9 protein-coding genes are annotated in these 14,320 nt (G+C 69.6%); 4 read left to right on the forward strand and 5 right to left on the reverse strand.

The genetic code is table 11. The features are described 5' to 3' along the window. Positions 1-214: 214 nt before the first annotated feature. Positions 215-1,324, forward strand: coding sequence for a DegT/DnrJ/EryC1/StrS family aminotransferase (locus AB0K21_RS09270; protein WP_343964529.1), 1,110 nt, complete (start codon positions 215-217; stop codon positions 1,322-1,324). Here AB0K21_RS09270 and AB0K21_RS09275 read toward each other — a convergent pair. The 5 genes from AB0K21_RS09275 to AB0K21_RS09295 form a co-directional block, all read right to left on the reverse strand. Further along, the gene (locus AB0K21_RS09275) at positions 1,290-2,777 is read right to left on the reverse strand and encodes an NDP-hexose 2,3-dehydratase family protein (protein ID WP_343964527.1); all 1,488 of its coding nucleotides are present in this window, start codon (positions 2,775-2,777) and stop codon (positions 1,290-1,292) included. The two genes, AB0K21_RS09270 and AB0K21_RS09275, sit on opposite strands and share 35 nt — an antisense overlap. A gap of 71 nt (positions 2,778-2,848) precedes the next feature. Continuing rightward, positions 2,849-3,454, reverse strand: coding sequence for a dTDP-4-dehydrorhamnose 3,5-epimerase (gene rfbC / locus AB0K21_RS09280; protein WP_343964525.1), 606 nt, complete (start codon positions 3,452-3,454; stop codon positions 2,849-2,851). Between the two features lie 149 nt (positions 3,455-3,603). Continuing rightward, on the reverse strand, positions 3,604-4,602 hold the full coding sequence (locus AB0K21_RS09285) for an NAD-dependent epimerase/dehydratase family protein (RefSeq protein ID WP_364148980.1): 999 nt from the start codon (positions 4,600-4,602) through the stop codon (positions 3,604-3,606). Beyond that, entirely contained in the window at positions 4,595-5,821 is a 1,227-nt protein-coding gene (locus tag AB0K21_RS09290; protein WP_343964521.1) for a class I SAM-dependent methyltransferase, read from the reverse strand. The genes AB0K21_RS09285 and AB0K21_RS09290 overlap by 8 nt, the downstream gene beginning before the upstream one ends. Before the next feature lie 27 nt (positions 5,822-5,848). Further along, entirely contained in the window at positions 5,849-8,611 is a 2,763-nt protein-coding gene (locus AB0K21_RS09295; protein ID WP_343964518.1) for a LuxR C-terminal-related transcriptional regulator, read from the reverse strand. Between the two features lie 729 nt (positions 8,612-9,340). Between AB0K21_RS09295 and AB0K21_RS09300 the strand changes: the two genes are divergently transcribed. From AB0K21_RS09300 to AB0K21_RS09310, 3 genes are all read left to right on the forward strand, one after another. Then, a complete protein-coding gene (locus AB0K21_RS09300) occupies positions 9,341-10,243 on the forward strand; it encodes a putative sugar O-methyltransferase (protein WP_343964516.1) in 903 nt (300 codons plus the stop codon). Between the two features lie 124 nt (positions 10,244-10,367). Continuing rightward, on the forward strand, positions 10,368-11,789 hold the full coding sequence (locus AB0K21_RS09305; RefSeq protein ID WP_364148983.1) for a S28 family serine protease: 1,422 nt from the start codon (positions 10,368-10,370) through the stop codon (positions 11,787-11,789). Positions 11,790-11,948: 159 nt separating this feature from the next. Then, on the forward strand, positions 11,949-14,264 hold the full coding sequence (locus AB0K21_RS09310; protein ID WP_364148985.1) for a M64 family metallopeptidase: 2,316 nt from the start codon (positions 11,949-11,951) through the stop codon (positions 14,262-14,264). Positions 14,265-14,320: the final 56 nt, after the last annotated feature.

Raw genomic sequence — 14,320 nt, forward strand, 5'->3', positions numbered from 1 at the left:
CGGGAGGCGGTACTTCTTGGTAACTGCGCCATCCGTTTCAAAGGATCCGTGATGCTGATCCCCTGCTTCGCCTGCGAGTCCCGTTTTCGCCCTGGGGTAACCCCTAACCCCCCGTGCGGCACCCCCCAGAGTGGCGGTTTCCGCCTGGATACAGGGGCTCCCCCGATTCCCGCCGGTCATTATGCTGAGCCGAGCTTTCGAGAAAGGGACTGCGATGACCACGCGCGTCTGGGACTATCTGCGGGAATACGACAGCGAGCAGAAGGACATCATGGACGCCGTCGAGACGGTGTTCCGGTCAGGGCAGCTGGTCCTCGGCGAGAGCGTCCGCTCCTTCGAGACGGAGTTCGCCGGCTACCACGGGGTGCGGCACTGCGTCGGCGTCGACAACGGCACCAACGCGATCAAGCTGGGGCTGCAGGCCATGGGAATCGGCCCCGGCGACGAGGTGATCACGGTCTCCAACACCGCGGCGCCGACGGTGGTCGCGATCGACGCGATCGGCGCGACCCCGGTCTTCGTGGACGTGCACCGGGAGAACCAGCTGATGGACACCGCCCAGGTGGAGGCCGCCGTCACCGAGCGGACCCGATGCCTCCTGCCGGTCCACCTGTACGGCCAGTGCGTCGAGATGGAGCCGCTGGAGCGGCTCGCGGCCAGGCACGACCTGATGATCTTCGAGGACTGCGCGCAGGCGCACGGCGCCCGCCACCACGGGCGCGTCGCGGGGTCGATGGGCAAGGCGGCGGGGTTCTCCTTCTACCCGACCAAGGTGCTCGGCGCCTACGGGGACGGCGGCGCGACGCTCACCTCCGACGACGAGGTCGAGCGGAACCTGCGCAGGCTGCGCTACTACGGCATGGAGAAGACCTACTACGTCGTCGAGACCCCCGGCCACAACAGCAGGCTGGACGAGCTGCAGGCCGAGATCCTGCGCCGCAAGCTGCGCCGGCTCGACCGGTACATCGCCGACCGGCGCGCGGTGGCGGCCCGTTACGCCGACGGCCTCGGCGACACCGAACTCGTCCTTCCCGCGCTCGCCGAGGGCAACGACCACGTCTACTACGTCTACGTGGTGCGCCACCCCCGCCGCGACGACATCATCGAGGCGCTGAAGGCGTACGACATCCAGCTGAACATCAGCTACCCGTGGCCGGTCCACACCATGACCGGGTTCGCCCACCTCGGCTACCGCAGGGGCAGCCTGCCGGTCACCGAGGAACTGGCCGGTGAGATCTTCTCGCTGCCGATGTACCCGTCCCTGCCCGCCGACGTCCAGGACAGGGTGATCAGCGCGCTGCGAGAGGTGCTGGCGGCGTTGTAGTCAGGGTGGTCAGGCAGAACAGCAGGCTGCGCGCCTGGATGTTGAGATAGAAACTGTGCCGCAGCAGCTCTCCGAGCTGGGACACGCTCAGCCAGCGGTACTCGGGATGGTCGATCCCGGCGGCCGCGTCGGTGTGCACGATGAGATAGCGGTTGCGGGCGCGGTGGAAGCGCCCGCCCTCCTCCGACAGGATCGTCTCGAACCTGACGCGCCCGGGGCCGGCCCCCAGCACCTCGTCCAGGAAGGGCGGGCGGGCCCCGGCGGGCAGGTGCTCGTAGTTCTCCGGGGTGCACTGCACGGTCGGCCCCAGCTCCACCACGTCGGCGTAGCCCGGCTCGACCCGCGCGTGCACCAGGGCGTGCAGCACTCCGTCGATCTCCCCGACCAGGAACGCGATGACCCCGGTCCCGGAAGGTTCGATCATGGGCTGGTCCCAGTGGCCGACCTCGCGCCCGCCCGCCTCCACGCTCACCCCGACGACGTCGAAGTAGCGGCCGGTCTCGTGGGAGATCAGCTCGTCCGTACGCCGCCATCCCCGCACCTCGTTGAGGGGGATCAGGCTGACCCGCGGGTCGGTCCTGGTGCGCATGTCGGTGATCCAGCTCAGCACCTCCCCCATGGTGTGCGGGCCGGCCTCGCCCGGATCACAGGAGCGGACGAGCGCGGCGCGGAACCCGTCGCCAGGCTCCGCGGACGGCGCCGAGGTCAGGGCCGACATCAGGGCCGACGTCAGCCCGGCCCCCGAGAACGGCATGCAGGCCAGCACGGTCCGCGCGTCCATGTTCACCAGGTCCGGCACCGACATCAGGGTGTGCAGCTGGCCGAGGGTCAGCCAGCAGAAGCCCTCGGCGACCTCGATCTCCCCGGTGATCTCAACGATCATGTTCCGGTTGCGTTTCCGGTAGAACCAGGCGCCCTGCTCGGACTGGCGGATGTCCGCGATCACCTCGCGGCCGGAGGTGTCGAGGAAGTAGTCGAGATAGGGGACCGGCCTGCCCCGGTGCACCCGGGTGTAGTTGCTCCGGGTGGCCTGCACGGTTGGAGAGAGCTGCAGGCCGTTGTGGTTGCCCGGTTCGTGCTTGGCCTGCATGAGGCAGTGCGGGATCCCGTCGATCTCCTTGACCAGGATGCCCAGGATGCCGATCTCCGGCTGGTTGATGATCGGCTGGGACCAGTGGGAGACCGTCCGGCCGGGGACGTGGACGTCCAGGCACTCGACGCTGAAGAACTTTCCGGTCCGATGCCGGATGTTCCCGGTGTGCCGCTCCACCTCCCAGCCGGACAGCCCGTTCAACGGCACCTTCCGCACGTTCATGTACGCACGGCTCGCCGTCTCGGACAGCCATCGGTGGAACTCGTCGAGTGTCGCGAACCACCCGCCGGGGGAGAGCACGGATTCCGCGAGCCGCACCTGCAACGGTGAACGAGTCTGCCGCCGGGGGGATACGGCCATGCTGGCTCCCTTGATACGAGATCTCATCTTCCCAGGGCCGCGGCCCGGGGGCCGGCCCGCGCACGCCGCCGTCACACCCGCCGGAAGGTGTCCTCGATCCGCAGGCACTCCTTGTAGTCGGGCAGCCTGCCGAGCGCCCGCGCCTCCGCCAGCGTGGGCGCCTCCAGGTCCCGCTCCGACCTGGTCAGCGCCAGGTCCCCGGGCAGCCGCAGCCCGATCTCCGGGTCGAGCGCCGAGAGCGCGAGCTCGTTCTCCTTCCGGTACCGCTGCGAGAGCAGGTAGCACATCACGGTGTCGTCCTGGAGCGCGACGAAGGCGTGGCCGAGCCCCGGCGGGAAGTACACCGAGCGGAAGCTCTCACCGGTCAGCACCACCTGGTCCCACACCCCGAACGTCGGGGAGCCGACCCGGAGGTCGACGACGATGTCCAGCGCGCTTCCCCGCGCGCAGTGCACGTACTTGGCGGTCCCCGGCGGGGCGAGGGTGAAGTGGATCCCGCGGAGCACACCGCGTGCCGAGGCGCTCTGGCTGGTCTGCGCGACCGGGAAGAGCGGGTGCCCGACCGCCTCGACGAACGCCGCCTCCTGGAACGGGGAGACGAAGAGGCCCCGCTCGTCGGGGAACACCTCGGGAGTGAATTCGAAAGCGCCGGTGACGGCGAGCGCGCGGGATCTCATTACGGCTGCGCCGCCGGGGGGTGTTCGGTCACAACAGTCGCCAATCGGTCAAGGATGACGGACGCTCACGGAGCGCGGTCCAGCATGCTCGGGCCGCCGGGGCGGGGTCAACAAGGTAGGGGTCGCCCGCGAGCAAGATAGGGGTCGGGTCAGAGCGGCACCTCGTCACCGCGGATCAGCGAGGAGACGGTGCGCTCCAGCGCCTCGCGGAACGGCACCCGGGCCTGCCATCCGGTGACCGCGTGGAAGGCGACCGGATCGGCGACGACGCTGTGGAAGTCCATTCCGGTGGCGTCCGGCGGCGCCGGCACCGAGACGACCGGGACCGCCGGGGCGCCCGTGCGTGCGGCCACGGTCTCCGCGATGGTCGTGAAGATGTCGTGGACGCTGCGACCGCCGCCCGTACCCACCAGCCAGTGCCGGCCCGCGAGGGAGTCGGCGTGGTCGAGCGCGGCCAGGAAGGCGCCGGCCACGTCCTCGACGTAGAGCAGGTCGCGCTCGGCCTTCCCGTCGTTCCACACGGTCAGCGGCTCACCCGCCAGCGCGCGGCGCGCCATGGTGGTCACCACCCCCCGGTCGGTGGCGGTCGGGGAGACCCGGCCGCCGAACACCGTGCCGAGCCGGAGCGTGACCCCGCGCAGCAGGCCCTCCTCCGTGGCGGCCTTCAGCTCCCGCTCGGCGGCCAGCTTCTGCCGGTCGTAGGCGGTCACCGGGGCGTCCGGTTCGGTGCCGTCGACCCTGGCCTCCGTCCTCGGGCCGACCTGGGAGGTCGAGCCGGGGAAGAGGACCACGGGGGGTGGGCCGTCCCGGCGTTCCGCCCGCATGGCCGAGACGATGTCGCGTACCACGCCGACGTTCACCCGCTCCCCCGGCGACTCGTCCTCCGCCGCCCGCCAGGTCCCGTCGCCGCCGGTGTAGAGCAACAGGTTGATCACCGCGTCCGCGCCGGCGATCGCCTCGGCGACCTGGCCCTCGACGGTGAGGTCCGCGGTGCGGATCTCGATCTCGGCAGGGTGGCCCGAGCCGACCACGGCGGGCCTCCGTGCCACCAGCCTCAGCCGGACGTCGCGCCGGACCAGCTCCGCCACGAGGGCGGAGCCCACGAAACCGGAGGCGCCCAGGACCACGAGCAACGGTCGGTCAGACAACGTGCACCTCGGGGGTGTAGAGGATCCACTTGCCGCCCGCCTCGCGGAACTCCTTCTCCTTCTCCATGATCTCCTGCGCGTGGTTCCAGGCGAAGAGCAGCGCGTACGACGGGTAGGGGTCGCGGAACGCCTCGGGGCTCCGTACCGGGATGTGCGCCCCCGGGGTGAGCCTGCCCTGCTTGCCCACGGTCGTGTCGCAGACGAAGGGGACCAGCTCGGGGCCGATGCCGCAGTAGTTCGTCACCGTCGCGCTCTTGGCGGTGGCGCCGTATCCGACGACCCGCTCGCCCCGCTCCCGCAGCTCGCCCAGCAGCGCCGGCAACCGCTCGCGGATGAGCTCGACCCTGGAGGCGAGGCCCGCGAGCGTCGCCGGCTCGGTGATCCCGGCCGCGCTCTCCTCGGCCAGCAGGTCGGTCACGGCCTGACTCACCGGTCTCGCCCCCGGGCGCGCCAGGGTGTAGCGGACCTCGCCGCCGTGCACGGGGAGCCTTTCCGCGTCGACGAGTTCGAATCCGAATCTCCGCGCCATCTCCTGGACCGAGCGGACCGTGAAGAAGAAGAAGTGCTCGTCGTAGATCTGGTCGAACGAGGTGCGCTCCAGGATGTCGGCGAAGTACGGGTCCTCGAACACGAAGATCCCGCTGTGCGCCAGCAGCGTGTCGACCCCGCGGAGGATCGACTCCATGTAGGGGATGTGGCACAGGGTGTTGGCGGCGTAGATGACGTCGGCCGGTCCCTCGTCGGCGAGGATGTCGGCGGCGGTCTCCTCCTCGAAGAAGTCCTTGCGCACCTGGACGCCCTTGGCCGCGGCCAGGTCCGCCACCCCGCCGGACGGCTCCACCCCCAGGTGCCGGACGCCCGACTCGGCGATCACTCCGAGCATGGTGCCGTCGTTCGAGCCGAGCTCGACGATGAACGGGTCGGGGCCGGTGCACTCGGTGGCCAGGAAGCGCTTGGCGATCGCCTGGAAGTGCTCGCGCATGACGGCCGAGCCCGAGGAGAGGTACGGATAGCCCTGGTGGAACATGCGGTCACGCGGCACCTCCTCCATGAGCTGCACCATCGTGCACGATTCACAGATCCCCACGGCGAGGGTGAAGAAGAACTCCTCCGCCAAGTCCTCAGGCGTCACGAACGCGTCGGAGAGAGGCTGCCTTCCGAAGTCGAGGAACTCGCGAACCGTGCCCGAGCAGATCCGGCACGACGACGTGACTGGCATAGGTGACTCCTGGGATTGGCAGACTGTTCACTGTGCGATTCCCCGCATGCCCGGCCTGGCCCTCGATCCCGTATCGGGTGGCCTGGCGGACACCCGCCGGTCGGGGGGCGCGAGTTCCGGGGGCAGATCGGCCCGGCTCTTCACTCCCAGCTTCCGGTAGACGCGGGTCAGATGCTGTTCGACGGTGCTCACCGTGATGTGCAGCGTCCGGCTTATCTCCCGGTTGGTGTGCCCGAGCGCGGCCAGCTCCGCCACCCTGCACTCCGAGTCGCTGAGCCCCAGCGGGTTCGGCTCCTCGGCGGGCTCCCCCGCGTCCGGCAGAACGGGGCCGGTGGTCCAGCTCCTGCCGAGCCGCAGGGGCATCACGCCGGAGTGGCAGATCTCGGCCTCCCGCATCGCCCGGCAGATCAGCGGCTTGGCCTCGTCGGCCTCTCCGAGCTGCTGCAGGGCCGCGCCCAGATCGGCCAGCGCCCGGGACAGCAACAGCCGGTCGCCCGCCGTCCGCAGGCACTCCGCCGCCTCGCGCAGCAGCTCGGTGCGCCGCGCCAGCCCACTGGCGGCGGCCAGGATCAGCAGGGAGATGCCCCGGGTCCGCAGGTCGATGGGTTTGAGCCGCTCCATCTGCTCCGTCACCAGGTCGCGGGCCACCCCCCAGCGGCTGAGCCGGAGGTTCGCCTCGGCCAGATTGCTGCGCCAGGGAACCAGCATCGGCCGGTCGAGTTCCCAGTCCTGCATGAGCCTGCCGCAGGTCTGGAAGTCGCTGATCGCGGCGAGCACCCGATCGGTGGCCAGGTAGTAGTGACCGCGCGCGTGCAGGTAACGCAGGCCGATCAGGGTCGCGAACATCTCGTCGGGCACCCGCTGCTGCAGCAGCTCGGCCCCCTCCTCGTACTGCCCCATCGCGGTGTGGGCCAGCAGCAGCGTCGACCTCGGGTAGCCGATCAGGATGCCCCAGCTCTGCGCCTGCATCAGCTCCAGGGCGGCCTCCGCCCTGGCCGCGGCGACCACCACCTCCCCCTGCCGGAACGCGATCTCGGCCCGGACCGCACCGAGCACGGCCTGCCAGGTGAGCGCGCCGCTACGGACCGCCTCGTCGATCAGCTCGTCGCACCAGTGGGTGGCCCGCTCCGTCCTGCCCCCGTACATCAGGGTCAGCACGGCGATGGCCACCACCTCCAGGGTGGTCTCGCCGAGCCGGCAGCTCTGCAGGATGTTCTCGGCGCTCACCAGCGCCACCTCGCCGTCGCCGTGCGTCCAGATCGAGGTCATCCTGCGGGCCTCGTCGCCCCAGGCGGAGGCGGTGTCGAACCTTCCGTGCGGACCCCGCGACGTCCCGTAGAACCACTGGTAGGTGAGGTGCAGCTCGGCGGCGGTCTGCACGTTCAGCAGGTCAGGGGTCGCGGTCAGCGCCTCCATCGCCCTCGACGCCGTCTGCACGTCGCCGTTCCACAGCGAGTGCCGCACCACGGCCGCCGCGTCCTGGCCGAACAGACATCCCTTCTCCAGGGCCTCCCGCAGCAGCGGCAGATGCGGCGCGGCCGCCGAGGGGTTGACCCGCCACAGCGCCCGGACCAGCACCTTCGTGATCACCAGACGCTCGCCCTCGTCGCGGACCGAGCGCAGGGCCAGCTCCAGGCACTGCACGGCCACGGCCACCTCGTTGCCGGCCAGCGCCTGCTCGGCCGCGTCCCGCAGCACCCCGGTCGCCCAGTCCTCCGGCGCCCGGTCCGCGGCGACGAAATGCCCCGCGACCTTCGTGGTGGACACCCCGCGCCGGTACAGCTGCACGGCCGCGCGGACGTGCAGGCACGAACGCTCCTCGGCGCCGATGCCGTCCAGCACCGCCGCGGCGGCCACCGGGTGCCGGAACCAGCCGTCGGCCAGCAGGCCCGCCTCGGTCAGGACCTCCACCGCCCGCTCGGCGGCCTTCGGATTGATCTTCGCCAGGCCGCCGGTCAGCCCGGCGGAGCTCGGCTCCCCCAGGACCGCCAGGGCCCGGGCCACCCGGAGCAGTTCCGGCTCCCACCGGTGCAGACACGCCATCACCGCCTGGGCGTACGCCGCCCCGGCGGCGACCGGGTCGTCGGGGTCGGCGCGCCGGTCCTCGATCAGGGCGTCGACCAGCATCGGGTTCCCGCCGCTCAGCCGGTGGATCGCGACGGCGGCGGCCGGATCCATCGGCGGGGGCAGCACCTCGGCGATGTCACCGACCGACAGCGGGGTCAGCCAGATCCGGTGGTGGAACCCTCGGGTGACCTCGGCGGAGAAGGACGGGACCGTGGACTGCGGCAGATCCCACTCGTTCATGATCAGCAGAATGCGGGCGGAGCTTATCCTGCGGCACAGATAGAGCAGCAGCCGGAGTGAGAGGCCGTCCACCAGGTGGACGGCGTCGACGCCGACGACCACCGGGCGCTCCCTGGACAGCTCCAGCAGGACATCGCCTATCTCGCGGACGACCTCGGCCTCGGCGTGCCGGGTGGCGCCGGGTGTCACGGTGTGCCGCCGGATCAGCCGTGACACCTGGTCCGAGACCTCCGGCGGCAGCCCCGCGCCGTGGAACAACTGGTCGATCATGCCCGCCTGCAGGGTGTTCTCCCCCAGGGACCCGGTGGCGCTGAGCAGCAACGCGCCGGAGGTGGCCGCGACCCGCGAGAACTCGTGCAGCAACTCGGTCTTCCCGCTCGCCGGCCCCCCACTGACCAGCACCAACCGGCCGTTCCCCGCGCCACTCTCGGCGAGCAACCCCTTCAGGACATCAAGTACGCTGCGATGCTGCGATGCCAGCATTTACTACATCCTCGTTTAGTCTGGCGACCCGGGTCCCACGCGGTGGCAGAGTGAACCACTCCGCACTTCGTGGAGTTCTCAGACGGGGGTCGTTCTCGACGGGGCTGTGGTGAGAGGGCGGCCTGCTGTTCGTGAAAAACTGGCGATCGTATCGGGTCCTGCGCCACGGCAAGTCCGTTGACCCAACGGCAAAAGCATCGACAATCCCGAATTCCTTCACGTTCCGAATCGGTCGGCGAGCGTCTCGTTCAGACATCATTCCTAGCCCACCGAGACCCGCCGTGTCAGCGGGTAACCGTGGGTAACCGCCCGTCCGGCGCCGCGACGCCCGGAGCCTTATGCCACGGCCAAACCGATGGCCCGTCCGGTACGGCGAGATTCGTGATCATGAAACGTGATCTTATAGTCGGTAGGTCACAATTGGATAAATTTATTGACAACAACCTGTGGAACTGCGCGTACATCCAGTTGTCCCAGGGGTAACGCCCACGCGCTGACCTGGGCTTTCGACGGCACCGCTGTTGACCCTCTGTAATGATCATGTCCACGATCAACACCGTGCCCGAGCACCGCCCCCTCCGGATGGCCTCCGCGTGCCGGGGTTCCCGGCCCCGGGAGAGCCGGAGAAGTGATCTAGGCGCGAGCCGGTTCGGTGCGCGATACTCGTGCGGACGTGGGTGCGGCGCCCTGCGGACCTTGAATCGCCGAGCTCCAGGAAAGAGCAGACAAATGAGTCATAAATATGGCCAGAGCAGTCAGTGGGCGCACATTAACGAGACCAATCTCGCGCTGGCGGAGACCCCCGATCTGAGCCGTTTCAAATCCAGCCGGGTGAACTACAAGCTCGCGCTCTGGAATCCCGAGGTCAATGGCCGGAGATATCTGAAGACGCTCATCCACAATCTTGGCCTCCAGCTGTCGCCGGAGAACTGGGAGCGACTGCTCCGAATCAGGAACCGCCAGCTGGGAGAGCCCATCGCGGTCACCCTGAAAGGTGAGCCGATCTGCCTGGACTATCTGCAGGCGGTTCTCGAACTCGATTTCATGGCACGGTCCGTGAAACTGGACGGCGCGCGGATCCTGGAGATCGGTGCCGGGTACGGCCGGTCCTGCCACGCCATCCTGTCGAACCATGATGTCGCGGAATACCACATCATCGACCTGGAGAACTGCCTGAGGCTCTCCCGCGAGTACCTGCGCGCCGTGCTGGACGGCGAGCAGTTCGAGAAGATCAGATTCCTGGGGATCGACGAGGTGGAGGATCTCACCGGCGGTGAGCCCTTCGACCTGTGCGTCAACATCGACTCGTTCGCCGAGATGCCCGCGGACACGGTCAGGAACTACCTCTCCCTCATCGACGGCGTCGCCACCCGCTTCTACACGAAGAACCCGGTCGGCAAGTACCTGGACCCGGACCTGGACGGGCACTACGAGGGGCAGGCCGTGGTCCAGCAGGCCCTCGAATCCGGCCTGCTCCGCGAGATCATCGACGTGCACGACAGCGAGGCGGTCCAGGCGCAGTCCGAGCGTTTCGTCGAGGTGTACCAGCCCGGCGACGACTGGCGACTCGTCGCGGACGGCTGGGGGACCCCGTGGAGCTACTACTGGCAGGCCCTGTACACGAAGTCATGATCGGCCCCGACCAATCACTACAGACACTCCCATAACACTGAAATGATACAAATCAGGACTACCACCGACAAAACATGATCGATAGCCTCCTTCGACACTTCGTGTGCCAGAAGGAGACATATCAGTGCGCACACTTCCCGCCCTCATGCTGGCGGCCCTCACCGCCGGCTCGATCGGCGTGGCCGGGGTCACCCCCGCCGCCGCGGCGGAACCCGGCCTCGCCTCTCTCGCCGCGGCGGTCGAGGACGAACTTCTCGGCAAGCTCACCACCATCCCCGGGCTGACCGTGGTCTCTGAGACCCGGCCGACCGGCTACCGGTTCTTCGTTTTGCGCCTCACCCAGCCGATCGACCACCGCCACCCGGGCAGGGGCACGTACCAGCAGCGATTCACCCTGCTGCACCGGTCCGCCGACGCGCCGGTCGTGCTGCACACCGGCGGGTACGGCCTGCCGGTCAACCCCGGCGCCTCCCAGACCGAGCCGACCCGGCTGCTCACCGCCAACCAGGTCTCGGTGGAGCACCGGTTCTTCCGGAACTCCCGCCCGGACCCGGCGGACTGGAAGACGCTCGACCTCTGGCAGGAGGCCAGTGACGAGCACCGGATCGTCGAGGCGCTCAAGACGGTCTACTCGGGGAAGTGGATCCAGACCGGCGCGAGCAAGGGCGGCATGACCTCGGTCTACCACCGGCGGTTCTACCCCGACGACGTGGACGGCGTCGTGGCCTACGTCGCGCCGAACGACCGGGTCAACCCGTCCGACCACACCTACGAGGACTTCTTCGCGAACGTGGCCGACCGGGCCTGCCGTACCGCGCTGAACAACGTGCAGGCCGAGGCGCTCAGGCGGCGCGAGCGGCTGGTTCCCCGGCTGGAGGCGACCGCCGCCCGCGACGGGCTCACCTTCGACGACTCCCTGGGCACCGCGGACCGCTCGTTCGAGATGACGGTCCTCGACGCGGTCTGGGCGTTCTGGCAGTACTCCAGGGTGTCCGACTGCGCGGACGTGCCGGCCGCCACCGCCTCCGACGACGAGATCTACCGGTGGATCGACAACGTCGCGGGCTTCTCGTTCTACACCGACCAGGGCATGTCGTACTACGTCCCGTACTACTACCAGGCCGCGAAGCAGCTCGGCTGGCCCGACCTGAAGTTCGCGCACCTGCGCGGCGTGGCCAGATACCCCAAGCTGTACCAGCCCAACTCGGTGCTCCCCGCCGGCCTGCGCACCGGGCACGACCCGAAGCCGATGCTCGACGTGGACCGCTGGGTGCGCAAGGACGCGAGCCAGATGATGTTCATCTACGGCGAGAACGACCCGTGGAGCGCGGAGCGGTTCACGCCCAGCCGGAAGGACTCCCACCTGTACGTCGCCCCCGGCGCCAACCACGGCGCGAACATCTCCCAGCTGAGCCCCGCCGATCGTGACGCGGCGACGGCGACGCTCAGGCGCTGGGCCGGGATGTCCGACAGCATCACCGTCAACAACCGCGCGGTGCCGCCCCTCCCCGAAGACGACATGCTCCCCCCTCGCGTGGAGCGCTGATCGCCCTCCCGGTGCGGCCGGCCCTCGGCCCTGCCGGGAGCTTCCGGTGGAGCCCAGCCCAGGCCAGGCCCCGGGCGCTCCACCAAATGAGCCCGCAAATTTTGAAATAGGTACCCGGGGCGTCGACGCCCCGGTCACCCCCTGGAGGTTCCCCCCGCCATGCGTATCACCAGGCCGCTCACCGCCTTGGCGGCCGTCTCGATGACCGCCGCCCTGCTCACCGTTCCGATGGCACCCGCCAACGCCGCCGACGCCGCCGTCGGCAGCGCCACCGTGGTGCCGCTCCAGGTCACCGGAGCCCCGTCCAAGCGGTTCAATCTGATCATCATGGGTGACGGCTACACCGAGAGCGAGCAGTCCGCGTTCGCCGCCGACACCGACCAGCAGCTCAATGTGATGTGGTCCATCGAGCCGTACAAGTCCTACCGCAACTACTTCAACGTCTACCGGGTGGACATCGTCTCCGGCGAGTCCGGCATCGGCTGTGACCCCGACCTGGCCTCGGGGAAGAAGAACACCCCGCTGAGCATGGCCTTCTGGGGCGGTTGCAACCCCGCCAGCGTCCAACGCCTGATCACCATGAGCAACTCGGCGGCCAACTCGTACGCCAACCTGGTGACCGGGACCAGCAGCGCCAACCGGCAGATCCTGGCCCTGGGCAACAGCGGGACCTACGGCGGAGCGGGCGGCGCCTACGCCACCTCCTCGGGCCACAACTCGATGTCGGCCCTCATCGCACCGCACGAGATAGGCCACTCGCTGGGCGGCCTGCAGGACGAGTACACCTACTACACGCGCGGCGTGGAGGGCGGTACCTACACCGGAGCCGAGCCCGGCTCCGTACACCACACCCTGCTGACCGAGCAGCAGATCGCCGACCAGCGGAAGAAGTGGTGGCGCTGGCTGGGCGAGCCCAGCGAGGCGGGCGGCACCATCGGCCGCCACGAGGGCGGCCTGTACTTCGGCAAAGGCGTCTGGCGGCCCAGCGAGCACTCCATCATGAGGACGCTGGGCTACTACTACGACCAGGTCAGCCGCGAGATCATGACCCAGAGGATCTCCGCCAAGACCGGCCTCATCCAGGACGGCACGCCCACCACGTCGCCGGTCGGCGCCGACCGGGTGCTCTGGGTGGAACCGCTGCACCCCAACAGCCACTCGCTGACCACCGTCTGGAGCGTCGACGGCACCGAACTGCCGGGGGAGGGCACCGCGCTCGACCTCCGCACGCTGAACCTGCCGGCCGGCACCCACACGGTGAAGGCGACCGTCACCGACCCGACCGACTTCGTACGGGACCCGGCCATCCGCTCCGGCGCCCTCACCGCGACCCGCACCTGGACCGTGGACACGACCGTGACCACCGTCCCCGCCGAGGTCGGCGCCGGCCTGCTCTCCTCCACACCCACCAACCAGGCCGTCGGCCACGACGAGGTGGTCTACGTCGAGACCACCCACCCCGACGACGGCGTCCCCGCCGTCACCTGGACACTGGACGGCACGCGGCTCGACGACAGCGACGGGGACCTGGACCTGGGCGCGCTCACGCTCACCCCCGGCAACCACACCCTCACCGCCGTCTCCGGCGGCGACACCCGGTCCTGGACCGTCGACAACACACCGCCCACCACCGGCTACGAACTCTCCGAGCCGCTGGTCGCCTCCGGCGACGTCCACGTCTACAACGGCCCCTTCACCATGAAGCTCACCGGCGACGACGACCAGGACGGCTACGTGGTGAGCGAGTCCCGAGTGGACGGCGACGGCTGGTTCAACTACTTCGGCTGGCCGACCTCCGCCGACCTGCCGTGGACGTTCAGCGAGAGCGGCACCGTCATCGACAGCCTCACGTTCGGCAAGCTGCCGCGCGGCAGGCACACCGTCGAGTACCGCTCGATCGACCCCAGCGGCAACCACGGCACGGCCAGGAGCTTCACGGTCACCACCCTCGCGCCGCCGCCCGCCTGCACCACCACGGTCACCGGCACCAGGAACGGGACCCTCGTCGCCCACTCCGGCGTCACCTGCCTGAACGACGCCCGGATCAACGGCGGGGTGACCGTCTCCTCGGGCGCGTCCCTGGTGGTGACCGGCGGCACGATCAACGGGGCCGTCACCGCGACCGGCGCCGCCGAGGTGCACCTGCTCAAGGCCCAGGTCAACGGTGCGGTCTCGATCTCCGGCACCACCGGCCGGCTGATCGTCGCCGGCTCCGACCTCAGGGGCGCGGCGGTGCTGAACGACAACACCACCGTCGACGCGCTCGTGATGGCGGGCACCGGCGTCCGCGGCGCGCTCTCCTGCCGCGGCAACACGCCCGCGCCGTCCAACGCCGGAGTGTCCAACCAGGTCACCGGCAGCGGCCAGTGCGCCGGCCTCGTCGACCCCCGCCCCAACCCCCGCGGCAAGTCCTACGAGGCCGTGGTCTCCAGCACCATCCCGGAGAAGGGCATGTACGAGCACAACCACAACTGACACGCGTGACCGGCGGGGACGGCCCACAGGGGCGTCCCCGCCCTCATGTCTCAGGG

Source organism: Streptosporangium sp. NPDC049248, from assembly GCF_040678965.1.
Classification (GTDB): domain Bacteria; phylum Actinomycetota; class Actinomycetes; order Streptosporangiales; family Streptosporangiaceae; genus Streptosporangium; species Streptosporangium fukuiense.

Excerpts from the sequence above, each read along its gene's own strand:
- AB0K21_RS09270 (WP_343964529.1), top strand. The coding sequence starts at position 215 with ATGACCACGCGCGTCTGGGACTATCTGCGGGAATACGACAGCGAGCAG.
- AB0K21_RS09300 (WP_343964516.1), top strand. The coding sequence starts at position 9,341 with ATGAGTCATAAATATGGCCAGAGCAGTCAGTGGGCGCACATTAACGAG.
- rfbC (WP_343964525.1), bottom strand. The coding sequence starts at position 3,454 with ATGAGATCCCGCGCGCTCGCCGTCACCGGCGCTTTCGAATTCACTCCC.
- AB0K21_RS09275 (WP_343964527.1), bottom strand. The coding sequence starts at position 2,777 with ATGGCCGTATCCCCCCGGCGGCAGACTCGTTCACCGTTGCAGGTGCGG.
- AB0K21_RS09295 (WP_343964518.1), bottom strand. The coding sequence starts at position 8,611 with ATGCTGGCATCGCAGCATCGCAGCGTACTTGATGTCCTGAAGGGGTTG.
- AB0K21_RS09290 (WP_343964521.1), bottom strand. The coding sequence starts at position 5,821 with ATGCCAGTCACGTCGTCGTGCCGGATCTGCTCGGGCACGGTTCGCGAG.
- AB0K21_RS09310 (WP_364148985.1), top strand. The coding sequence starts at position 11,949 with ATGCGTATCACCAGGCCGCTCACCGCCTTGGCGGCCGTCTCGATGACC.